Below are 24086 nucleotides of genomic sequence, written 5' to 3'. Positions count from 1 at the left end.
TATGTCATTCCGACAGAGCAAAGCGACGAGGAATCTCATACTATTTAGTTGAATTGAGATTTCTCACTATGTTCGAAATGACATAAAGCCCTTAAAAGAATGCAACGAATTGAAGCATTTTAACCGAACTAGAAACAAGAGCTATTGCAACGTCTTTTATTTCTCATATCACTCTGCCTACTTTCATTTTCGGCCATGGCCCAAGAAGATTTCTTGGCCAAACAATACCTAAATGATGGCAACTACGAAAAAGCTGTGGTTTTCTACGAAAAATTGGTCGAAGCCCACCCCCGAAGAACCGATTATTCCGAAGGATTAGTAGCTTGCTATCAACAATTGGAACGCTTTGAGGATGCCGAAAACTTTTTGTTGGAAAAAGTGCAGGACGAATATGCTTTCCCTACCTTTTTTATTGAATTGGGATATAACTACACCTTACAAAACCAGCCAGAACGGGCTTCAGAATTCTATGATAAAGCGGTAGAAAAAATTGATATCAACCCCAATTTTGGATATAGTGTCGGGTATCGGTTTCAGAAATATGCCTTATTGGATTACTCGATCAAGGCCTATACGCGAGCTATGGAACTCAAACCCGAATTGAACTACGATTTTCAATTGGCACGAATTTATGGCGAACAGGGAAACATTGAAAAAATGTACCAATCCTACCTCAACCTTATTTGGCAAGGAAAAACATCGCGCTCCAATGTACTTCGGAATATTGATGATTTTATTTCAGAGGATCCAACCAATGAAAACAATATCCTATTAAGAAAAGTATTGCTCACCAATGCACAGAAAAATCCCGATATCCTTTGGAACGAACTTTTAAGCTGGTTATTTGTGCAGCAAAAACAGTTCAACAGTGCCTTTAGCCAAGAGAAGGCCATTTTTAAGCGTGCGGATGGCAACAATGTGGACCGCTTGGAGAGTTTGGGGGAAATTGCTTTGGAAGAAAAAGACCTTGAAAGCGCTAGAGACATTTTTCAATTTATTGTGGATAACAACGAGGACCCGAGAATCAAACTGAATGCACAATTACAGCTTATCGATATTGAATTGGAGCAACCCACTGAGAAAACTTTGGAAGCCGTTGAAAAACGATTCGAAAAATTGGTGGAGACTTACGGGAACCAAAGTATCACCCTACAACTACAAATTGCTTATGCCAACTTTCTCACCTTTAAAAGAGATAGGCCCGACCCAGCAATCACCATGCTAAAAGAAAGTTTGGAACTGCCGATGGGCAGAATGACTATGGCCTACGTAAAATTGGCCCTCGGCGATATCTTGGTGTACGACCAACGATTCAACGAAGCTCTAATCCTATTCACCCAAGTCCAAAAAAGTTTAAAAAATGATGTTTTGGGTCAAGACGCTCGCTTTAAAGTGGCCCAAACCAGCTTTTATAAAGGGGATTTTGATTGGGCTTTGACACAATTAAAAGTGCTTCGTGGTTCTACCTCGCAGTTGATAGCCAATGATGCAATGCAATTGAGCTTATTGATATCGGACAACTCTTTGGAAGATTCCACCCAAACTGCATTAAAAAAGTATGCCAGAGCTGATTTGCTGGCCTATCAAAACAAAGACAAGGAAGCCATTGCCGCCTTGGAAGATATTTTGGAAAACCACAAAGGGGAAAAGATAGAAGATGAGGCTTTGCTTAAACAAGCCGAACTTTTGGTGGAGCAAAAAGATTACGAAAGCGCTGAATTCAATTATTTGAAAATCGTGGAGTTTTATGCCGACGGTATTTTGGCGGACGATGCACACTTTGCCCTCGGGGAATTGTATCGCAACACACTGAACGAACCAGAAAAGGCCATGGCTCATTTCGAGAAAATTATTTACAACTATCAAGACAGTTATTATTTCCCACAAGCCCGACTTAATTTTAGAAGGCTACGCGGAGATGCCATCAACTAGCACCAAAGTTGTCATTCCCGCGAAAGCGGGAATCCACTATCCTATTCTTTTATTAGAATATCAATTGCAATGCTCTACTTTCTAAATGCCTTGTAAATCCTATTGAGTTCGCAAAAAATACCCTAATTTTCGCCCATCAAACCAAAGGCTAATGCTAATTTATAATGTAACCATCAATATAGATGCCCAAGTCCACGACGAATGGTTGTCATGGATGCGGGACAAGCACATTCCCGATATGCTATCCACTGGTAAGTTTTCACATGCCAAAATGGTCAAAGTATTGGTAGAAGAAGATTTGGGAGGCATTACCTATTCCATTCAATATACCACACAAGACCGCAAAATGCTGGAAGCTTATTATAACGAAGACGCCGAAAGGTTACGTGCCGACGCCCAAAAGCTATTTCCCAATAAGTTTGTGGCCTTCAGGACAGAACTGGAGGTTGTAAGCCAACAAATTCCATAATTCCATGGAATATTTGTTTACCTATGGCACCCTGCAAGACACGCAGGTGCAGGAGTATATTTTTGGACGAGTTTTAGAAGGACAAAACGATTATGTACTTGGATTCAAAATATTGGAAAATGCCGTTTACGGCAAATATGCCTTGGCACAACAAACACAAAATATTAAGGATGAAGTACCCGGTGTAGTTTATGAAGTAACCTTTTCCGAACTCAAAAAGGCCGATGTGTATGAGACCAGTGCCTATCGTCGTGAAAAATTCCCATTAAGATCAGGTAAACAAGCTTGGATCTATATCGAAAATTCCAACTAACTTGCAAAAAAAGCACCCGTGTCCAAAAAGAAGAAAAAGAAGTATTCCCCTCGTGTGCACCAGTCATACGGAAATGATCAAGATGGAGCCGTTAAAGCTAAAAAACATTTGGGACAGCATTTTTTAAGGGATGAATCGGTTGCACAGAAAATTGCGGAGACCCTAAGCCTTTCTGGATACAAAAACGTATTGGAAATAGGCCCTGGAATGGGTGTTCTCACCAAATACTTGCTGCAACGCGATTTGGATTTGGCAGCCATGGATTTGGATGAGGAATCCATCGTCTATCTCAATCATACCTTTCCCTTGGAATATCACGATATTTTAAAACAAAATAACAGACTCAACATCATCGAGGCCGATTTCTTAAAGTTCGACCTTACCCAACTTTATGGTGATGAGCAATTCGCCATTACAGGAAACTTCCCTTATAATATTTCGAGCCAGATTGTTTTTAAAATGCTCGAAATGCGTCAGCAAATACCTGAGTTTTCTGGAATGTTCCAAAAAGAAGTGGCCAAACGTATCTGCGAAAAACCTGGAAGCAAAACTTATGGCATCCTTTCCGTTTTGGTACAGGCATTTTATACCGCGGAATATCTTTTTACAGTCCCACCAAGCGTATTCGACCCTCCGCCAAAGGTCGATTCGGGAGTTTTATTGTTGACTAGAAAAGAAGAACAAAAGCTTCCCTGTGACGAACGGCTATTTTTTAAAGTGGTGAAAACCGCATTCAACCAACGAAGGAAAACCCTGCGAAACAGCCTTAAAACCTTTGCTCTTTCTGATAATCTAAAAGAAGACACTATCTTTGACCAACGCCCAGAACAGCTAAGTGTGGCAGATTTTGTAACGTTGACCCAAAAGATAGCCAATGACCCCATTTAAACTCACAGACGAACTTTTAGAAGACATCAAACAACTGATCGCTGATAATGGGGATGCCCAGCTTCAGGAGATGATGAAAGAGTTCCACTACGCCGATATTGCAGAAATAGCGGACGAGTTGGAAGTGGAGGAAGCTACTTATCTGATCAAGTTGCTCGACAGTGAGAAAACCTCCGACATCCTTGCCGAAATGCATGAGGATATTCGTGAGGCGGTATTGAGCAATTTAACCGCAAAGGAAATTGCGGGCGAGTTGGAAGAGTTGGACACGGATGATGCAGCGGATATCATCAACGAACTTCCGAAAGAAATTGTCCAAGAGGTAATTTCTGAAATTGAAGACCGGGAACACGCCCGACACATTGTTGACCTTTTGCGCTATGAAGAGGACACTGCGGGTGGACTTATGGCAAAGGAGTTAGTGAAAGTGAACGAAAACTGGAACGTGCTCACTTGTGTTAAGGAGATGCGTGCACAAGCTGAAAACGTTACCCGTGTTCATTCAATTTATGTGGTTGATGATGAGGGAATATTAAAGGGACGCCTTTCCTTAAAGGATTTGCTCACTACCTCCACCAAAACCAACATCAAAGATGTATATATCGACAAGGTGGATTATGTGAATGTGAACGAAAAAGGTGAAGAAGTAGCCAAGATCATGTCCAAATACGACTTGGAAGCCATTCCGGTGGTCGATGAAATTGGCAGACTGGTAGGTCGAATTACCATTGATGATATTGTGGATGTAATTCGAGAAGAAGCGGATAAAGATTACCAAATGGCAGCTGGTATTTCGCAAGATGTGGAAGCTGATGACAGCATTTGGGAGCTTACCCGTGCTCGGTTACCTTGGTTGATTTTAGGGCTATTCGGTGGACTTGGGGCCGCAGCCATTATGGGCGGTTTTGAAGAAATGATCTCCAAACATGCCGTGCTGTTTTATTTCACTCCTTTGATCGCGGCCATGGCCGGAAATGTTGGGGTCCAGTCCAGTGCAATTATCGTACAAGGTCTTGCGAATGATGATTTAAAAGGGAGCATAAGCAACAGATTGGTTAAAGAAATGCTTTTGGCTCTTTTAAATGGAATTATCTTGGCCACCTTATTATTAGTTTTCACATGGATTTGGAAAGGAACTTTTACCACCGCAATTGCTATTTCTTTATCCTTGATCATAGTAATTGTTGTGGCAGGTTTAATCGGAACCTTTATTCCGCTTTTTTTGCACAAAAGAAACATTGACCCTGCAATCGCCACGGGTCCGTTCATTACCACAAGCAACGATATCTTCGGGATCTTAATTTACTTTACCATTGCCAAAATTATTTTGGGAATTTAAGTCTTATGAAAACCATCAATTTAAAAGCAAAGCACGCCGAGTTTACCAAACAATGGCATCCACATCAAATAGCAGTGGTGGATGATATGCAAGTACTATTGGCCAAATTGCAAGGTGAATTTGTTTGGCACGCCCACGAGCATGAAGATGAGCTTTTTCAAGTAATCAAAGGAACCCTTTACATGCAATTTAGGGATAGAACCGAGGTCGTGAACGCCGGTGAGATCATTGTGGTACCTAAAGGGGTGGAACATAATCCGATGACCAAAAACGGTGAAGAAGTTCATGTGCTTCTTTTTGAAAAAACATCTACCGCCCACACTGGAAATGTGCAACACGAGAAAACACAATCAGTTTATCCAAAAATCTAGGAGTTGTATATTTGACCCTATGAAAGTTCTCCATCTTGACACCAACCACCCCCTGCTTTTAGATCAATTCGCAGAACTGGGTTTTGAAAATCACGAAGATTACACCTCAACCAAAGAGGAAGTAGAAAATAAAATTCACGAATACGACGGAATCATAATCCGAAGTAGGTTTACCATTGACCAACAATTTTTGGACAAGGCCACCAACCTTAAATTTATTGGGCGTGTAGGTGCAGGTTTGGAAAACATTGATGTGGAACATGCCAAATTCCGGGGCGTTTTTATGGCTTCGGCACCAGAAGGCAACCGAAATGCTGTTGGGGAACACACTTTGGGAATGTTGCTTTCCCTTATGAACAACTTGTGCAAGGCCAACAAGCAGGTAAAAAAAGGAAAGTGGGATCGTGAAGGAAACCGTGGCGTAGAATTGGATGGTAGAACTGTTGGCATCATTGGCTATGGAAACATGGGAAAATCCTTTGCCAAAAAGCTTCAAGGTTTTGATGTAGAAGTAATTTGCTACGATATTGTTGGTGGTGTTGGTGATGAAAATGCCCGTCAAGTAGGCATTATGGAATTTATGCAGCGGTCAGATGTCGTCAGTTTGCATGTGCCGCAAACCGAACTCACCACGGGCATGGTCAATACCGAATTTATCGAAGGATTTCACAAACCATTCTGGTTATTGAACACGGCCAGAGGAAAATGTGTGGTCACCAAAGATTTGGTAGCCGCCCTTAAATCAGGAAAAGTATTGGGTGCTGGATTGGATGTTTTGGAATACGAGAAAAAATCTTTTGAGAACATGTTCATCCAAAAACCAAAGGCTTTTAAATATTTACGCAAAGCTAAAAACGTATTACTCACTCCCCACGTTGCTGGATGGACCGTGGAAAGCAAGGAAAAATTGGCGCAAACCATCGTAGACAAAGTCAAAGAGAGATTTTGTTAACTTTAAGGACCTCTTCCAAGGCGGATTGAGGTAAATTAATGTTGCACTACATGACCATTGACGCCCAAACTCCCGAAGAGTACCTCGAAAAATTACCGGAAGAGCGAAAAGTTGCTGTTTCCCAACTTCGTGAAACGGTAAAAAAGCATCTACCCGATGGGTTTGAGGAATGTATCAACTATAAAATGTTGGGCTATGTGGTGCCGCATTCCATCTATCCAAATGGGTATCATTGCAACCCAAAACTACCATTGCCGTTTATCCATATAGCTTCCCAAAAAAACTTTGTGGCATTGTACCACATGGGTATTTATGCAAATCCTGAATTATTGGATTGGTTTGTAAAAGAATACCCCAAGCATGTTTCCAACAAACTGGATATGGGAAAAAGCTGTATTCGATTTAAAAAGATGGACCAAATTCCATTTGCATTGATTGGGAAGCTCTGCGAAAAAATGACCCCACAGGATTGGATTGACCTTTACGAAATAAACACACGAAAATCATGAAAAATAGAGTCACAGGACTAGGCGGGTTTTTCTTTAAAAGCAAAGATCCAGATCACATTAAAAGTTGGTACAAAACCCATTTGGGATTGAACACCGACCAGTACGGTTGCACATTCTGGTGGAAAGACAAAGAGGGGAACGATTGTTCTACCCAATGGAGCCCCATGGATGAAAAAACAGAGTATTTTAAGCCTAGCGAAAAACAGTTCATGATGAATTTTAGGGTGGAAAATTTGGTCGAATTGCTAGAAGCGTTGAAACAGGAAGGCGTTACCGTTGTTGGTGAAATGGAGGAGTATTCATACGGCAAGTTTGGTTGGATTTTGGATCCCGAAGGCAACAAATTGGAACTTTGGGAACCTGTTGATAAAGCCTTTCTTTAGTATCAAATTATTTTCTACTTTTAAATACACATTAACCAACACATCATAAACATGTCAGAAGAAAAAAAAGACTTCGGTGACAAAGCCGAAGAAGCAGCCAAAGAATTTAAGGAAGATGTAAAAGAAGCGTTTTCCCCCAATAATCCAGATAGCGGAAAAACGGTGGCCATTATTGCACATTTAACCTTGATAGGTTGGATAATTGCAATTATTATGAACAGTAGCAACAAAACTGAAATCGGCTCTTTCTATGTACGACAGGTATTGGGAATTGCCCTAATCGGAATTGTTTTGGGACTAATTCCTGTAATTAATATTATTGCTTGGATTTTCCCCTTTATTTTATGGATAGCCAGTTTAATTGGCGCCATTAACGGAAATCAAAAACCTGTATTTTTGGTGGGTGAAACCTTCCAAAATTGGTTCAAAGGATTATAAAAATTTAAAAAGTCGGATATTATAAAATCTGACTTTTTTATCATTTACATCTATCGTAATATTACAATAAAAGAAAAGATTTATGATCATTAGAACCATGATAGCGGAGGACTGGGATTCAGTTTCTAAAATTTATGCCGAAGGAATTGCAACTGGTTATGCCACATTTGAAACCCATACCCCAACTTTTGAGCAATGGGACAAAGCCCATATTTCCAATTGCAGGTTTGTGGCGGAACAAAATGGTGAAATTATGGGTTGGGCTGCACTTTCCCCTGTATCGAGCCGATGTGTATACGGTGGCGTTGGCGAAGTAAGTGTTTACATTGCTGCTAAAAGTCGCGGTATGGGCGTAGGTAAAATGCTAATGCAACAATTGATTGAAGAAAGTGAAAAGGCTGGGTATTGGACCTTACAATCAGGCGTATTTCCTGAAAACGAAGCTAGCATTAATCTCCATGAAAAAGTAGGCTTCCGGTTTATTGGGAAACGGGAACGTGTAGGCAAAATTCATGGGGTGTGGAAAGACAACCTGCTTTTTGAAAAACGTAGCGATAAGGTTGGGGTAGATTAATCCTCTTCTGGGATTCCGTTGCCTTCGGCAACTTTTCGCTCCAACTCCGCTTGAAATTCTTCCATTACCGGTTTTACCGTACTCTCGGGCAAATCAGCGATTCGAATGTACATTAACCCATCCACCGAGTTATTGAACAGGGGATCTACATTAAAGGCTACCACTTTGGCATTCTGCTTAATGTATTTCTTGATTAAAACGGGCAAACGAAGACTGCCCGGTTCCACCTCACTGATCAGTTTATCAAATTTATTGAGGTCTGCTTGGGTCTCATCAAACACAAACTCCTTGTCTGCATCCTTCAATTGCACCTTAAATTCCTTTTTGGGTCGAATATACTGGGCCACATAAGGATCCCAATAATTGGACTTCATAAACTCGATCATCAAAGATTTTGAGAAATTGGAGAACTGATTACTGATGCTCACCCCGCCAATCAAATATTTATGTTCGGGATGCCTCAAAGTAGTATGCACAATTCCTTTCCAAAGCAAGAACAATGGCATCGGCTTCTGCTGATATTCCTTTACTATATAGGCCCTACCCATTTCGATGGACTTTTCCATCATGCCATAAAGTTCTGGTTCAAATCGGAACAAATCCTGCAGGTAAAACCCATCGATCCCATACTTTTTGAAAATCTGGGAGCCCAATCCCATTCTATAGGCCCCAACTATGGCCTTGGATTCATCGTCCCACAAAAACAAGTGGTGATAGTATGAATCGAACTTGTCCAAATCAATGGCATTGTTGGTCCCTTCCCCTACTTCCCTAAAGGTAACTTCTCTTTGCCTACCTATTTCATTCAAACAAAAAGGCATGTCCGCTGCTTGTGCCAAGAACACCTCATAGTTTTTACTTTGCAGCATACGACAATCCTTCTCGCGTAGCTTTTCAATTTCACCTTCCAATACTTTTACGCTTATTGGGGAAGCGATTTTTTTAGGTGGTTTTGGAATTTTAAGTGAGGTTGGCACTTTATCAAACAATCGTTCTTTTTCAAAAACATTGGCCAGGAGATAGGTTTTCTTTCGGAGCAATTCGGTAAACCCTTCCAAAGTTTCTTCTTCCAACTGGGTTGCTACAGATATCGGTTGTCCAATTCGAACCTTAATGGGGCGTCTACTTTGTGATGTTAGCTCCGACGGTAATTTTGCCGTACGGAATACATCATCAATCTTGGACAAACGATAAAAAAGACGACTGTTCTTGGCATGAAAATAAATAGGAACTACAGGAACCTCAGCTTTTCGAATCAGTTTGATGGCGGCTTCTTCCCATGGCTTATCCACCACCAATTTTCCATCTCTGTAAGTAGAGACTTCACCTGCAGGAAAAATACCAAGTGGATGTCCCTCATTCAAATGTTTTAAAGCATTTTTAAATCCAGCAATACTGCTTTTCGCATCCTTATGGTTTTCAAAAGGATTCACTGGCATAATGTAGGGCTTTAATGGCTCAATACGATGCAGCAAAAAGTTGGCTATGATTTTATAATCCGGACGTTCGTTCGACAAGAGTTTCAACAACAGAACCCCATCAATGCCCCCTAAAGGGTGATTACTAATAGTGATATACGGACCTGTTTTGGGTAGCCGTTTAATGTCCTCCTCGGGAACATCGAAATCAATTTCGTAATGGTCCAATATGCTATCCAAGAACTCCGGACCCGATAGGTCCTTGTTCTTACTATAAAATCGATTGATGGTGGTTATCCTCGTGGCTACCATTAAAAGCCATCCGACAAAAGTGCCAATAAAGCCATATTTGTCCATATTGATGACTTTTGCCACCTCTTTTGCAGTAACCAACCCCATGAAGTAAAAATTTAGGTAAGCGTAAAGATAGAAAATTAACGCTATTGGGTTTTTTACCTAAATATTAAAACTCAAAAATCTATTTTACCACCAACTGAACGGTCTCTTTACCACGTTGTTCCACTAAAACAGATTTTCCATTTTGAAGTGATTTTACGGCCTCATCATTAAAATGACGGATGGTATATAGCGAAACATCTTCATGACATACCACTTTGAACTTTCGCTTTAATTCTTCCAACAACGGTTGAAGTCCCTTAAACTTATTGTCCAAACAGACTGAAAAACTAATGGCTGAATTCTGAATCATATCCACTTTTAGCCTATGATCATGGAACAGTTTGAAGATTTCGCTAATGTTGTTTTCCACGATAAATGAGAAATCCAAAGAGGATAATTTCAACAGCACTTGGTTCCTTTTCACAATAAAACAAGGTACTTTAGGCACAATTCCTACTCCTTTTCCCACGGTAGTTCCCGCGTTCTTTGGGCTCACAAATGATTTTACGTGCAATGGGATCTCTTTTCTTTGTAGTGGCTGCAACGTTTTTGGGTGTATTACCGATGCCCCGTAAAAAGCTAGCTCAATTGCCTCACGATACGAAATTTGCTCCAACAGCTCAGCATTTTCAAAATTTCTCGGATCTGCATTCAATACGCCCGGAACATCTTTCCAAATAGTTACAGATTCCGCATTTAAGCAATAGGCCAAAATAGCCGCGGTATAATCCGACCCCTCGCGTCCCAAAGTGGTTGTAAAATTATTGTCGTCACTTCCCAAAAACCCTTGGGTAATGTTCAAGTTGGCCATATCCACATGGTTCATGACCTCGGCTTGGGTACGTTCCCAATTCACTTGCGCATCTCGATAGGTGTTATCGGTTTTGATCATAGTGCGGACATCCAACCACGTATTCGGAATGTTCACCTCGTTCAAATAGGCGCTCATGATGGTGGTGGAAAGCAATTCACCATAACATACCACTTGATCATAAACAAAAGCATATTTTGGAGATTTATTCCACGCCAAAAAGCCCTTTACCTCATCAAAAAGCACCTTTACTTTGTCGTAAATGGGATGTTTTGGATTTTCAAAAAGATCAGCCAAAATCCCCTGATGATAATCTACCACTTCTTGAATGGCAGCGGGAACATTGCTTTTATCATTAAAGTAAGATTCCACTACATTTTCCATGGCATTGGTGGTCTTTCCCATGGCGGAAATTACTACTAGAGTGTCTTTGTAACCGACCTCTTGCAAAACGCTAACCACATTTTTTACCGCACTTGCATCTTTAACCGATGCCCCTCCAAACTTAAATACTCTCATGTATTGTAATGCTAATATTTGTTTGAAAACCTAATTGATGGTCTCCATATAATTTTTGATTCCTGTTTCGTCCATTTGCACTACATCCCAATCGCGTAGTACTTTGGCGCCTTTTTTCTCATAAAATTCAATAGCGGGCTCGTTCCAATCCAGCACTTCCCAACAAATTCGTTTTACGCCGAGGCCATGTCCATACTTGATGACCTCATCCAATAAGGCAGAACCTAGACCACTTCCCCGCATACTTTCTGAAACAATAAGATCTTCCAAATGAATGGCGGGCCCTTTCCAAGTTGAATATCTCGGATATACCAACGCAATGCCTGCAATACCATTTGAGGTTTCGGCCACAAAACAATGAAACATTTTTTCACCCTCAAAACCATCATTTATAAGGTCTTCCACAGTGACTTCCACTGCATTGGGTTCCTTTTCAAAATTGGCCAGTTCTTGAATCAGCCCTAATACTTGTTCCATGTCTTCGGGACGTGCATCCCGTATTGAAAAATCCATATTGTTATAAATAAAACTCAAAGTTATAAAATTTCAAAAGTATTCCATTACGAAAACGTTGTAGTTTCACAAAATGCACGATATTTGCCTATAAATAAAACAGCCTTTCATGTTCGATAAACAGCGACTAACCATGGGCGAGTTCATCATCGCCAACCAAAACTCATTTCGATACACTTCAGGGGAACTTTCAAGACTATTAAATGGCATACGTTTGGCCGCCAAGGTTGTAAACCATGAGGTAAATAAAGCTGGCCTTGTTGATATTATTGGGAATGCAGGCGACACCAATATTCAAGGTGAAGATCAACAAAAGTTGGATGTTTTGGCCAACGAAAAGTTTATTCAAACCTTAAAAAACCGTGAAATTGTTTGTGGTATCGCTTCAGAGGAAGAAGATGATTTTATCAGCATCAATAGTTTTGACAAACAACACCAAAATAAATATGTGGTATTGATCGATCCTTTGGATGGATCATCGAACATAGACGTAAATGTTTCCGTGGGAACCATTTTTTCAATTTACCGAAGAGTGACGCCGGTGGGAACTCCTGTTACCTTGGAAGATTTTCTTCAACCCGGTAAAAACCAGATTGCGGCCGGATACATCATTTACGGAACCTCGACCATGTACGTATACACTACAGGTCACGGCGTTAATGGTTTCACACTTAACCCTGCCTTGGGTACTTTTTACCTATCCCATCCTAATATGCAATTTCCAGAAGAAGGTCAAATTTACTCTGTGAACGAAGGGAACTATATCCATTTTCCACAAGGGGTGAAAGATTACATTAAATATTGTCAAATGGAAGAGGGCGACAGACCCTATACTTCAAGGTATATTGGCTCCTTGGTTTCTGACTTTCACAGGAACATGATCAAGGGGGGTATTTACATGTATCCAAAAAGCAGCAAAGCACAAAATGGCAAGCTGCGTTTACTTTACGAATGCAACCCCATGGCATTTTTGGCAGAGCAAGCCAACGGAAAAGCCAGTGATGGGTACAGACGCATCATGGAGATTCAGCCTACAGAATTGCACGAACGAGTTCCTTTCTTCTGCGGAAGTAAAAAAATGGTGGAAAAAGCCGAAGAATTTATGTCCCGGTCTTAACGCGTAACCAATTCGTGGTAGTCTTCGAATGGAATTTTACCTGTGAAAATCGCGATGGACTTATCCACAATTTCAGAAGCTTTTTTAGGAGAAAAACCAAGCCCTACGGCATATTTTTCAACTAATAAACGCTCTTCTTTTTCAATTCCATGGTCAATGAAAATAATTTGGAAGAACTCAAACAGCCTTTTGTATCTTTTCTCGCCACTATGAGGAGTTTCAATTGGATATTTATTGTCCTTTTTCATTACCTCTTTGAATTCTGCATCGGTAATGTTCAATTTAAAAGCAAATTTTTGAAGAACTGCTTTTTCCTCAGGATTGATCTCACCATCTATTGCGGCCAAACTTGCCAAAGTGGCAAAATGGGCCAAGTTTTTCCTATGGTCTCCGTGCTCGTAAAGATCTAAAATTGGCATGTCTCTAATTTTGTGGCACAAATATAAATCTTATCGCAAAAAAGCGGGTACAAACCCATGAAAGAAATTCGTAATTTTCAATCTTAAGTTATTCTACCCTGCAAGACCCTGAACTTTTCCATATTGCCAAAAATTGGTTCCAAGAACAACATTGGACACCGTTTCCGTTTCAGAAAGAGACTTGGAAAGCCTTTTTGGAGGGCAAACATGGCTTATTGAACGCACCCACGGGAAGCGGAAAAACCTATGCTCTTTGGTTTCCAATCGTATTGAACTACATCAAAAAGCATCCCGATTACAAAACCAAACATAAAAAGGGATTAAAAGCCATTTGGATTACCCCGTTGCGAGCACTTTCCCAAGAAATAAAACAATCAGCAGAACGAATCACTCAAGATTTGGGTACGCACATGACCGTTGGTATCCGAACTGGAGATACTTCCACAAAAGAGCGGGCAAAAATGCGCACCAATATGCCCGATTTGTTGATCACTACTCCAGAAAGCCTTCATCTCTTGCTTTCCTCAAAAGGCTACGCAAAAACCTTTAAAGATTGCAGCGCCATCGTGGTAGATGAATGGCACGAACTATTGGGCTCCAAACGCGGGGTTCAAATGGAATTGGGGCTTTCACGTTTAAAAACAATCTGCAAGGAATTGCGCATTTGGGGCATATCGGCTACCATAGGAAATCTGGAGCAAGCACGCGAAGTTCTACTGGGCCCTTCTACCCCAGAATTGGAAAATTCAGTTTTGGTCAAGGCCAACCTCAACAAAAAAATCACCGTAAAAAGCATCATTCCAAAGGAAATGGAAACCTTTCCTTGGCGAGGGCATTTGGGCTTGCATTTGTTGGACCAAGTAATTCCCATCATCAAAAAAAGCAAGACCACGTTACTTTTTACCAATACCCGAAGCCAATGTGAAATCTGGTTTCAGAAAATATTGGAAAAATATCCCGAGTTCGCCGGCGAAATGGCCATGCATCATGGGAGTATCAACAAAGAAACCCGACTTTGGGTGGAACAGGCCATTCGAAATGAAAGTCTAAAAGCCGTGGTCTGTACCTCTAGTTTAGATCTTGGAGTGGATTTTGCTCCTGTGGAAACGGTTGTCCAAATTGGTGGGCCTAAGGGCGTTGCCAGATTTTTGCAACGTGCAGGACGCAGTGGTCACCGACCCGGTAAGGAAAGTGTCATCTACTTTTTGCCCACCCATGCCATTGAACTGGTTGAGGCTTCGGCCATGCAAAAAGCGGTGCTAAACAGCGCAGTGGAAGACCGTATTCCTTACTTAAACAGTTTTGATGTTTTGATTCAATATTTGACCACTTTAGCGGTTTCTGATGGATTTTATCCCGATGAGATTTATCCCGAAATCAAACAGACATTTTGCTTTCAGGCCATTACTGATGAGCAATGGATATGGCTACTAAATTTTTTGGTAATGGGGAGTCAAAGCCTAAAAACCTATGACGAATACAAAAAAGTGGAGGTTGAGGAAGACGGAAAATTCAAAGTGAACAGCAGAGCGGTCGCCATGCGGCATCGATTTCAAATCGGTACCATTGTGGGAGATGCCGCCATTTCCGTTCGCTATCAAAAAGGGGGCTATATTGGAACCATTGAAGAGTATTTTATCTCCAAATTGACCCCAGGGGACGTATTCACCTTTGCGGGCAGAAATTTGGAGTTTATCCGAATCAAAGGCATGTCAGCCCACGTTCGTAATTCCAACAAAAGAACCAACAAAGTGCCCAGTTGGATGGGCGGACGCTTGAGCTTTTCAGCAAAAATGTCCGAATTGCTTAGACAGGAACTCTATTCGGCAGAGTTGGACTTTTCAGAACAATCAAAAGAAATTCAAGCATTGCAACAATTATTTGCCAAACAGCGGGAAGAAAGTATAGTTCCTCAACCTCATCAATTTTTAATTGAAACCTTCGAGACCCGTGATGGGCATCACCATATGTTTTACCCCTTTGAAGGCAGGGCCATTCACGAAGGGATGAGCAGTTTATTGGCCTATCGCATCAGTTTGTTGTCACCAATTACCTGTTCCCTAGCCTTCAACGATTACGGATTCGAATTGCTATCGGGTAGGAAGATCGACATTCAAGAAATTTTGGACAATAATCTATTTTCTCCCGATTATATTTTGTCCGACCTTCAAAAAAGTTTGAACTCCAATGAAATGGCCCGAAGAAAGTTCCGTGATATTGCCGTTATCAGCGGTATGGTGTTTACAGGATATCCCGAAAAGGGCATCAAAATGAAACATCTGCAAAGCAGTTCGGAACTACTATTTGACGTTTTCCGTGATTTTGAGGGTGACAATTTGCTCTATCAACAAGCCTACACCGAAACTTTCGAACATCAATTGGAGGAAGGCCGTTTACGATTGGCCTTGGAGCGCATTGGCGAACAAGTTATAGTTTGGAAAGAATGTTCCCAACCTACGCCGCTCTCCTTTCCCATCATCACGGATAGGTTACGTGAAAAACTGTCCAACGAAAAATTGGCCGATCGTATTCAAAAAATGATTGCTAAATTGACCAAATAACTTCAAAATTCTGTCATTTTATATGGAAACTGAGCGTCCAATTGCGAGAGGCAGGGAGTCGAAGTACCATCCAGAATCCCGTTTGAATGAGAAGCTGAATCAAGTTCAGCATGACGCCAAAAAGTCATTTCGAACGGAAAAGTGCAACTACACTTGAGAAATCTGAAACACCAATTAGATTTCTCGACTGCGCTCGAAATGACAATTGAACTAAATTTGAAGCATCAGATGCAAAAAATTCAAATACATAACCAAGAATTTCAGCTCCACCATTTGGGTGGATTGTTTTGGGAGGAAAAATCCCTTTTACTGATCAGCGATGTGCATTTGGGGAAAGTATCCCATTTTAGAAAGTTTGGCGCTGCAGTTCCAAGAAAGGCTATCCACAAAAACTTTCTATTGTTGGATAAAATCGTTGCTGATTTTGAGCCCTTTCAAATTTGTTTTTTGGGGGATTTATTCCATTCCTCATTAAACAAGGAATGGGAATTGTTCGAGAATTGGGTCGCAAAAACTCCAGCAGAAATCCTCTTAATCGCAGGCAACCATGACATCATTGCACCTGAAAAATTTAAAAAAATAAATGTTTCCATCTTTCCTGAATTGATTATTGATTCTTTTCTATTGACACACCATCCTGAAGAACGAGGGGGTTTCTTTACTTTTTGTGGACATGTTCATCCGTCCGTCAAACTCAAAGGAATTGGAAAAGACCGTTTAAAATTGCCCTGCTTTTTTAAATCCAAAAACCAGATGATACTTCCCGCTTTTGGGCAATTCACCGGCACCCATTCCCTTGACCCAAAAAAATCGGATGAAGTTTATGCCATTGCAGAGGATAGTATTTTTAAAGTTTAGAGATTATAGGTCATGCTGAACTTGATTCAGCATCTCATCGTAATTGGCTTGTAAGATTTCTCGACTTCCTCCCGTCCGGCAGGCGCACACTCATGAGCCTACTTGAAAACACCAACGAATTGTCATTTCGAAAGGAGGAGTGCAATGACGATTGAGAAATCTCAACTGACTTAGATTTCTCACATTCGTTCGAAATGACATATCCTATTACAAGAAACCCAAAAAAACATTTTTAGTAAAAGTTTTCGCGGTTTATCTTTGCCGCAAAGTTTTTTGGATTGACCAAAACCCCCATTTCGCAGCTTTTTGAACAGTCTCCCCCACTCGGGAAACTGAGAGATACCATTGCCCAAACTCAAAATAACCCCTCAGGACTATCACGAAAAATCAATTTAAAAGGACTTGTGGGTTCCTCATTATCCTTTGTGATTTCTGAAACTTTCAAATCTGCGGATTCACCTTTTTTAATCATTTTCAACGATAAGGAAGAAGCAGCTTATCATTTAAACGATTTGGAGCAGTTGATTGGTGAAAAAGATGTGCTCTTTTATCCCGGAAGTTACCGTAGACCATATCAAATTGAGGAAACGGACAATGCCAACATATTGCTTCGTGCGGAGGTTTTAAATCGCATCAACTCTAGAAAAAAGCCCGCGGTAATCATCACCTATCCCGATGCGCTATTTGAAAAGGTGGTCACTCGAAAAGAATTGGACAAAAACACCCAAAAAATAAAATTGGGTGATGAGATTTCGTTGGATTTTTTAAACGAAGTCCTTTTTGAATATCAATTCAAACGGGTGGATTTTGTAACGGAACCAGGTGAATTTTCGGTTCGCGGAGGCATTGTGGATGTATTCTCTTTTTCCCATGACGAACCTTACCGTATCGAGTTTTTTGGGGATGAAGTGGACAGTATCCGAACTTTTGATGTAGAAACCCAGCTTTCCACGGACAAAGTGAAAAAAATTACCATCATCCCAAATGTGGAGAACAAGTTCACTGAAGAAATTCGGGAAAGTTTCTTAAAATATATTTCGGCCAATACGGTGATCTTTGCAAAGAACCCTGCTTTGATCTATGACCGAATCGATTCCTTTTTTGAAAAAGCGGAGGAGAGTTTTGCCAAATTGAGCCAAGAAATCAAACACGCTCAACCCAAAGAGCTGTTTTTGGATTCCGCTTTGCTAAAAGAACAGTTGAATGATTATTTATTCATAGAAATTGGGGCTTCGACTGCGCTCAGCAAACAAAATTTAGACAATAGGGCCACTGAGCGAAGTCAAAGTGACATGATCCAGTTTAACACCAAACCACAACCTTCATTCAACAAAAAGTTTGATTTGCTCATTGAAAACCTCAATGAAAATCGGGATTTAGGTTTCAGCAATTACATCTTTTGCTCTACAGAGCAGCAGGCCAAACGTCTGCATGATATTTTTGATGAAGTGGACCAAACGGTGCATTATCAAACTATCATTTTTCCACTCTACCAAGGTTTTTTAGATCATGACCTAAAAATTGCCTGCTATACCGATCACCAAATTTTTGAACGTTACCATAAGTTCCATTTAAAGAACGGCTATGCTAAAAAGCAGGCCATCACCCTCAAGGAACTGAACAAGTTGGAAATTGGAGATTATGTGACCCATATTGATCACGGTATAGGAAAGTTCGGTGGATTGCAAAAAATAGACGTGGAAGGCAAAAAGCAGGAAGCCATCAAATTAATTTATGGCGACCGCGACATTTTATATGTGAGCATCCACTCGCTGCACAAAATATCCAAATACAATGGCAAGGACGGGGCGCCACCTAAAATATTCAAGTTAGGTTCTGCCGCTTGGAAAAAACTGAAGCAAAAGACCAAAGCAAGGGTTAAAAAGATAGCTTTCGACCTTATAAAGGTGTATGCCAAACGCCGATTGGAGAAAGGATTCCAGTATGCTCCGGACAGTTATCTGCAGTACGAACTTGAAGCTTCTTTCCTTTACGAGGACACTCCAGACCAAGAAAAAAGCACCCAAGATGTAAAAAAGGACATGGAAAGTGAACGCCCCATGGACCGACTTGTTTGTGGCGATGTAGGTTTCGGAAAAACAGAAGTTGCCATCCGTGCTGCGTTTAAGGCTGTGGACAATGGCAAACAGGTCGCCGTTTTGGTTCCAACCACCATTTTGGCATTTCAGCATAGCAGAACTTTTAGGGAACGTTTGAAAGAGATGCCCGTTACGGTGGATTACCTCAACCGTTTCCGAACCACGAAAGAGAAAAAAGATGTTTTGGAGCGCTTGGCCAAGGGTAAAATTGACATTATCATTGGAACCCATCAATTGGTAAACAAAAATGTTCAATTCAAGGATTTGGGCTTGTTGATAGTGGATGAGGAGCAAAAATTTGGGGTTTCCGTAAAAGAGAAATTACGTTCCATAAAGGAAAATGTGGATGTGCTTACTTTGACGGCCACTCCAATTCCAAGAACCCTTCAATTTAGTTTGATGGCTGCCCGTGACCTTTCCGTGATCAACACACCACCTCCCAACCGATATCCTATCGAAAGTCAGGTGATTCGATTGAACGAGGAAATCATCCGAGATGCGATTTCTTACGAAATACAAAGGGGTGGACAGGTGTTTTTTATTCATAACCGCATTGAAAACATCAAAGAGGTGGCTGGAATGCTCCAGCGTTTGGTGCCAGATGCCAAAATCGGTATCGGACATGGACAAATGGAGGGTAAAAAGCTGGAGTCTTTAATGTTATCCTTTATGAATGGGGAGTTTGATGTTTTGGTTTCCACCACGATTATTGAAAGTGGATTGGACGTGACCAATGCCAACACCATTTTTATCCACAATGCCAATAATTTTGGATTGAGCGACCTTCACCAAATGCGCGGCCGTGTGGGTCGAAGCAATAAAAAAGCCTTCTGTTACTTCATCACCCCGCCGTACGAAGTGATGACCCCCGAAGCGCGAAAACGAATTGAGGCCTTGGAACAGTTTACCGATTTGGGAAGCGGTTTCAACATTGCGATGAAAGATTTGGAAATCCGCGGAGCAGGTGACCTTTTGGGAGGTGAGCAAAGTGGGTTCATCAACGAGATCGGATTCGAGACCTATCAAAAAATACTGTCCGAGGCCATTGATGAACTCAAGGAAAATGAGTTTAAGGAATTGTATGAGGAAGTTGAGGGCGATAAGGAAAAAGTGTATGTAAAGGAGATGCAGCTCGACACCGATTTTGAACTGCTCTTCCCTGATGATTATATTAATAATATCACCGAGCGCCTAAACCTCTATACACAATTGAACGATGTGGAAAACGAAGAGGGACTTCAAAAGTTTGAGGCACAACTCATTGATCGCTTCGGAGAATTACCCGAACAAGCTGTGGATTTAATGAACTCTGTCCGCATTAAATGGATCGCCACCCACATTGGTTTGGAAAAGGTCATCATGAAAAAAGGTAAGTTTATCGGCTATTTTATCGCTGACCAACAATCTAGTTTTTACCAAAGTCCTGCTTTCACCAAGGTGTTACAATATGCCCAAACACATCCGCAATTGGTGAAACTTAAGGAAAAGGAGACTCGAAATGGACTCCGCCTATTGCTTACATTTGACAGAATTACCAGCGTTGATAAAGCGTTGAAGGTGTTGGAGCCTTTTACTCCTCAAAAAGAGAAGGCTTCTGCATAGCATAAGATTTCTTACATTCCTCCCTGTTCGGCAGACAGGTGTTCGAAATGACAAGTACTCCCCAAGGGTCATTACGATAGAGCGAAGCGACGAGAAATCCCAAGTAGCCAAAGATCAGTGCATACTTCGACTTCGCTCAGCATCCGCACAGAATGAATTTAAAAAGCCTCGTAAACCTGTTTTACGAACTCCCCGATTTTTGAAGGTTCCAACCAACGGGTCACAATCACCAATCCGCTTTTTTGATCCACTATAATAAAGTTACCCCCAAAACCAGCAGCATAGAATACATGTTCGGGGACTCCATTCCAATGACGACCTCCTTGTTGGTTCAACCACCACATATAACCATAATTTACATTGGGCACTGAGGGGGTAGTGGCTTTCTTGATCCAACTTTCACTGATGATCTGCTCATCTTCCCATTTTCCATTGTTCAAGAACAAAGTGCCAAAACGGGCCATATCCTCAGTGGAAATAAAAAGTCCAGCTCCCGAGTGCCCACCACCTGTAACGGATTTCATTCGGATACCGTCGATTACTGTCCAAGCGTTTTCATATCCGAACCATCTCCAAGATGTAGTGGCACCAATCTTGTCCATCACCTCTTCCTTGAGCACCATGGGAACAGGTTTTCTCCATACATGTGTCAGTGAATAGGCCAGTACGTTCACTCGAACATCGTTGTACTCCATCACGGTGCCTGGTTCATTCAGCGTTCTGAATTTCCAATCGTCCAGACCTCCTTCACTTGGTGGACGGTCCGCCCAGTCTTTTCCACCCCAAAGTTCACCAGACCAATCGGAATTTTGTTGCAGCAAATGCTCCCAAGTTATTTTGGAATTGTGTTCACCATCAAAAGTACCATCCCAAATATAGTCGCTTACTTTGTCCTTAGTGTCTTTGATTAAACCTTGATCTTCGGCAAGACCAGCTACGGTTGAAAGAAAGCTTTTGGTCACGCTAAAGGTCATGTCAACACGCTTGGTATCGCCCCAAGAAGCCAACACATAGCCATTTTTCATGATCATACCGGCTGGACCTCCGCGCTTTTTGGTCGGACCCAATATTTGATGAAAGGGCTCTTTTTTAAATCCTTCTAAGATGGCGATTCGTAAATCCCTTGATCCTGAATATTCATTTGCGTTGGCATATTCCACTGCTTTATCCAACGCTTTTTGGTCAACTTTAAATTGACTTTTTTCAGCTGTTTTCCATTTTTCGTAACGGTCAGGAAAATTGATCTGTTGAGCACTGGATTGAAGTGATGTTGAGCATGCAACAAGAAGTGCAGTTGCAAAAAGCAAGTTTTTCATTTTTCGGAGGTTTGGTTTGGACTAGAAAGGTAATGATTGTTAGGGAATTTATCGTTCACGATAACTCTTAGGATAGTTTCGGCAAACACCTATTTGGATGAGATTCCGTGTCATGCTTCGACTCATTTCGACTTCGCTCAATGACCAGCGCTCAGTATCCGCACTAAATATCGAACTAGATTTCTCATATTTCTGCCTGTTCGGCAGACAGGCGTTCAAAATGACATGCAATTACAAAAGTCATTTCAACGGAGCAAAGCGACAAAAAATCTAAAACCGTTTTTTACGGACTTGTTCTCCCTGCTGATTATAGTAACGCCAAGTGCCTACCTGCTCATCGTTACGAAAACGGCCACGGATTTTTCGAGTGCCATCGGGGTAGAATTCTTCATAACGACCATGTTTTAAGCCGTCTTTCAATTCAACTTCAAACAGCACATTTCCATTGGCGTATTTTTTAGTGAATGTACTTTCATTTAAATCATTGGGATAAATGGGTCTCAAATTAAAAACAGCATCCGTAATTTCCGATGAAGTTATGTTTTGAGTTGTTGTTTCCATTTTCTTTGGAAGATTAATGGTATTTTTTACCTCTTCCACATCGCGATAGTTCAACACCAATCTACTTTCAAAAAGGTCGTCTTCGGGAGTCAACTGCAAACCCATCTGAGGAAAGCAAATGATAAAATCTTTGTTCATCCTCATTTTTTGTTTGGTGGTCGCATCGGCCAATGCATACAAATTATCATACAACAAGGGAACATTGGTGAACATATACACCGTGGATTCTGAATCGAATTGTTGGTCGAAATTTCTAAATTCCTCTGTTGCGGACAAGGTTTCCCCTGCTACCACTTTATCAATTATACCCTTAAGGGTATTGGGGCTGTCACTAAATACAACAAAATCATCGATTTGGGTAAAGTAGGGCTTGTCAAACTCATTGAACCGCCCACCCAATAACAATTTAAAAAAACCTTTAATGGACAGGAAATTGATTTCGTAATCCTTATAATTGACCGCTTTAAACTTAACTGGGGTTTTCTTCCGGATTTGTTCCACTACAAAATCCAGTTGGGTCTTGGCCTCTTCGGCATCATTTGCTTTCAATACCAATGCCAAATCATTTTTACCCTGATTGATGTGCGATTTAATTTGAAGCACCCCTATTTCGTCTCCAATCCAACTCACAAAATTCTCCTTTACATCTATTTTTAGATACTTTTCCACTTTGGCAATCCCCTCTTGATAACTTTCAAATTGTTCGGGGTCCCTTTGTTGTACCATTTCAAAATTTTTATAGAATTTTTGGAAACTATCAAACCCATAACTCAAATAAAGTGCTGTGGTGTTTGGTGCAATTTGAGGAATGGAGCGTTCTGCGGTACCGGATTTTTGAAGGGCCTCTAAATAATATTCGTTTACAGCACTAATATTGGTGTACCCATTTGCCGTAAGCGTGCTGTTTTCATCCAAATCAAAATAAAAACCAGAGAACAAAAAGTTTTCGCTCACTCTATTTACCCAATCTGACGGTTTGTCTGAATACATTTTAATGTAGTCATCAAAATAGTGGTACTGGGCATACCATCGGAACAAATCTTCGTGGCCTACCTTTTGGTTGATTTCCAAAAAATTGAGATTGCGACCAAGCACAGGTTCTTTGTATTGATCTATGGAGGCTTCAACCAAAGTGTGGGTGTACGAAGCCACCAATTGGTTTTTAATAAAGGACAAATACATGGTTTCCTTGGTGTCACGGTCATGAACTTCCAAAATTTCATGTTCGTGATAGGTTCGTTTGCTCAACACATACCCATCATCCAGTAATGTATTCAGGTAGGTTTTGAGGAGTTGTAGTTTGGCAATTCGTTTCAAATCCAACACATAAAAAATCCCATAATCCTTTGGGGAAATCATATGAATGGAAATGAACAGGGAACGATCATCAAAAAACTCGAACAACTTATGGTTGTTGTTGAATATGGTATCTACCCGTTGAATGTTCTCGGTGAGCTCCGAAAAATAGTCGTTCCTTTTAAGATGGTGCCAAGCCTCGCTCTTGCTTACCTTTTCCCAACTTTCCACAGGTTGTTCCGATTCAATTATGAACACGGCATCCTTGGGAATCAAATAAATGGACTGAAGATTGGTTTTTGGAGACAGTACGAATATGTACACCAAGTAGCACACATAAAGTGCAAACAAGGTCAAAACCCCCAAAAGTATCCGCTTTTTGGTCATTCCTTCTAAAGTGTCTTTTTCTTAAACGAAGGAGATGCCCGT

21 protein-coding genes are annotated in these 24086 nt (G+C 41.0%); 15 read left to right on the top strand and 6 right to left on the bottom strand.

Going from position 1 to position 24086, the window contains the following annotated elements; genetic code table 11:
- The first annotated feature begins 195 nt into the window (after nt 1-195).
- The 11 genes from ABT310_RS07885 (at nt 196) to ABT310_RS07835 (ending at nt 8168) form a co-directional block, all read left to right on the top strand.
- A complete protein-coding gene (locus ABT310_RS07885; protein WP_375326163.1) occupies nt 196-1932 on the top strand; it encodes a tetratricopeptide repeat protein in 1737 nt (578 codons plus the stop codon).
- Between the two features lie 151 nt (nt 1933-2083).
- Entirely contained in the window at nt 2084-2401 is a 318-nt protein-coding gene (locus ABT310_RS07880; RefSeq protein ID WP_375323359.1) for a DUF4286 family protein, read from the top strand.
- A gap of 4 nt (nt 2402-2405) precedes the next feature.
- On the top strand, nt 2406-2714 hold the full coding sequence (locus ABT310_RS07875) for a gamma-glutamylcyclotransferase family protein (RefSeq protein ID WP_375323358.1): 309 nt from the start codon (nt 2406-2408) through the stop codon (nt 2712-2714).
- Nucleotides 2715-2732: 18 nt separating this feature from the next.
- Nucleotides 2733-3602 carry a 16S rRNA (adenine(1518)-N(6)/adenine(1519)-N(6))-dimethyltransferase RsmA gene (rsmA, locus tag ABT310_RS07870; RefSeq protein WP_375323357.1) on the top strand — a complete coding sequence of 290 codons (870 nt, stop codon included), beginning with the start codon at nt 2733-2735 and terminating at the stop codon, nt 3600-3602.
- On the top strand, nt 3589-4941 hold the full coding sequence (gene mgtE, locus ABT310_RS07865) for a magnesium transporter (RefSeq protein WP_375323356.1): 1353 nt from the start codon (nt 3589-3591) through the stop codon (nt 4939-4941). The genes rsmA and mgtE overlap by 14 nt, the downstream gene beginning before the upstream one ends.
- A gap of 5 nt (nt 4942-4946) precedes the next feature.
- Nucleotides 4947-5312, top strand: coding sequence for a cupin domain-containing protein (locus ABT310_RS07860; RefSeq protein WP_375323355.1), 366 nt, complete (start codon nt 4947-4949; stop codon nt 5310-5312).
- A 19-nt stretch (nt 5313-5331) separates the two neighbouring features.
- Nucleotides 5332-6264: a 2-hydroxyacid dehydrogenase gene (locus ABT310_RS07855; RefSeq protein WP_375323354.1), complete on the top strand. Its 933-nt coding sequence runs from the start codon at nt 5332-5334 to the stop codon at nt 6262-6264.
- 50 nt (nt 6265-6314) lie between these two features.
- A complete protein-coding gene (locus ABT310_RS07850; protein ID WP_375326162.1) occupies nt 6315-6773 on the top strand; it encodes a DUF1801 domain-containing protein in 459 nt (152 codons plus the stop codon).
- Nucleotides 6770-7156, top strand: coding sequence for a VOC family protein (locus ABT310_RS07845; protein WP_375323353.1), 387 nt, complete (start codon nt 6770-6772; stop codon nt 7154-7156). Before ABT310_RS07850 ends, ABT310_RS07845 begins: the two co-directional genes overlap by 4 nt.
- A 51-nt stretch (nt 7157-7207) precedes the next feature.
- Nucleotides 7208-7594 (top strand): YtxH domain-containing protein, encoded by a 387-nt coding sequence (locus ABT310_RS07840; RefSeq protein ID WP_375323352.1) that lies wholly within the window; start codon nt 7208-7210, stop codon nt 7592-7594.
- Nucleotides 7595-7676: 82 nt separating this feature from the next.
- Nucleotides 7677-8168, top strand: a complete 492-nt coding sequence (locus tag ABT310_RS07835) for a GNAT family N-acetyltransferase (RefSeq protein ID WP_375323351.1) — start codon at nt 7677-7679, stop codon at nt 8166-8168.
- Here ABT310_RS07835 and ABT310_RS07830 read toward each other — a convergent pair.
- From ABT310_RS07830 to ABT310_RS07820, 3 genes are all read right to left on the bottom strand, one after another.
- On the bottom strand, nt 8165-9985 hold the full coding sequence (locus ABT310_RS07830) for a GNAT family N-acyltransferase (protein ID WP_375323350.1): 1821 nt from the start codon (nt 9983-9985) through the stop codon (nt 8165-8167). The two genes, ABT310_RS07835 and ABT310_RS07830, sit on opposite strands and share 4 nt — an antisense overlap.
- 79 nt (nt 9986-10064) lie before the next feature.
- Nucleotides 10065-11315: an aspartate kinase gene (locus ABT310_RS07825; RefSeq protein ID WP_375323349.1), complete on the bottom strand. Its 1251-nt coding sequence runs from the start codon at nt 11313-11315 to the stop codon at nt 10065-10067.
- 30 nt (nt 11316-11345) lie between these two features.
- On the bottom strand, nt 11346-11828 hold the full coding sequence (locus tag ABT310_RS07820) for a GNAT family N-acetyltransferase (protein WP_375323348.1): 483 nt from the start codon (nt 11826-11828) through the stop codon (nt 11346-11348).
- 109 nt (nt 11829-11937) lie between these two features.
- Here ABT310_RS07820 and fbp point away from each other — a divergent pair, with 109 nt between their 5' ends.
- Entirely contained in the window at nt 11938-12945 is a 1008-nt protein-coding gene (gene fbp, locus ABT310_RS07815; protein ID WP_375323347.1) for a class 1 fructose-bisphosphatase, read from the top strand.
- Here the strand turns inward: fbp and ABT310_RS07810 are convergent.
- Complete coding sequence (locus ABT310_RS07810; protein WP_375323346.1) at nt 12942-13364, bottom strand: TerB family tellurite resistance protein; 423 nt, start codon at nt 13362-13364, stop codon at nt 12942-12944. The genes fbp and ABT310_RS07810 overlap by 4 nt on opposite strands.
- Nucleotides 13365-13462: 98 nt before the next feature.
- On the opposite strand from ABT310_RS07810, the gene ABT310_RS07805 reads away from it, so the two are divergent.
- The 3 genes from ABT310_RS07805 to mfd all read left to right on the top strand — a co-directional run bounded on the left by ABT310_RS07805 (nt 13463) and on the right by mfd (nt 20484).
- The gene (locus ABT310_RS07805; protein ID WP_375326161.1) at nt 13463-15925 is read left to right on the top strand and encodes a ligase-associated DNA damage response DEXH box helicase; all 2463 of its coding nucleotides are present in this window, start codon (nt 13463-13465) and stop codon (nt 15923-15925) included.
- 228 nt (nt 15926-16153) lie between these two features.
- The gene (pdeM, locus tag ABT310_RS07800) at nt 16154-16783 is read left to right on the top strand and encodes a ligase-associated DNA damage response endonuclease PdeM (protein WP_375323345.1); all 630 of its coding nucleotides are present in this window, start codon (nt 16154-16156) and stop codon (nt 16781-16783) included.
- A 278-nt stretch (nt 16784-17061) separates the two neighbouring features.
- The gene (mfd, locus tag ABT310_RS07795) at nt 17062-20484 is read left to right on the top strand and encodes a transcription-repair coupling factor (RefSeq protein WP_375323344.1); all 3423 of its coding nucleotides are present in this window, start codon (nt 17062-17064) and stop codon (nt 20482-20484) included.
- A gap of 158 nt (nt 20485-20642) precedes the next feature.
- Here mfd and ABT310_RS07790 read toward each other — a convergent pair whose 3' ends face one another.
- Complete coding sequence (locus ABT310_RS07790; protein WP_375323343.1) at nt 20643-21800, bottom strand: serine hydrolase domain-containing protein; 1158 nt, start codon at nt 21798-21800, stop codon at nt 20643-20645.
- Nucleotides 21801-22070: 270 nt separating this feature from the next.
- A complete protein-coding gene (locus tag ABT310_RS07785) occupies nt 22071-24044 on the bottom strand; it encodes a DUF3352 domain-containing protein (RefSeq protein ID WP_375323342.1) in 1974 nt (657 codons plus the stop codon).
- Nucleotides 24045-24086: the final 42 nt, after the last annotated feature.

Origin of the sequence: Flagellimonas cixiensis (assembly GCF_042134615.1) — a bacterium.
In the GTDB taxonomy this organism is placed as follows: domain Bacteria; phylum Bacteroidota; class Bacteroidia; order Flavobacteriales; family Flavobacteriaceae; genus Flagellimonas; species Flagellimonas cixiensis.
This window is presented reverse-complemented; position numbering and strand designations above follow the sequence as displayed.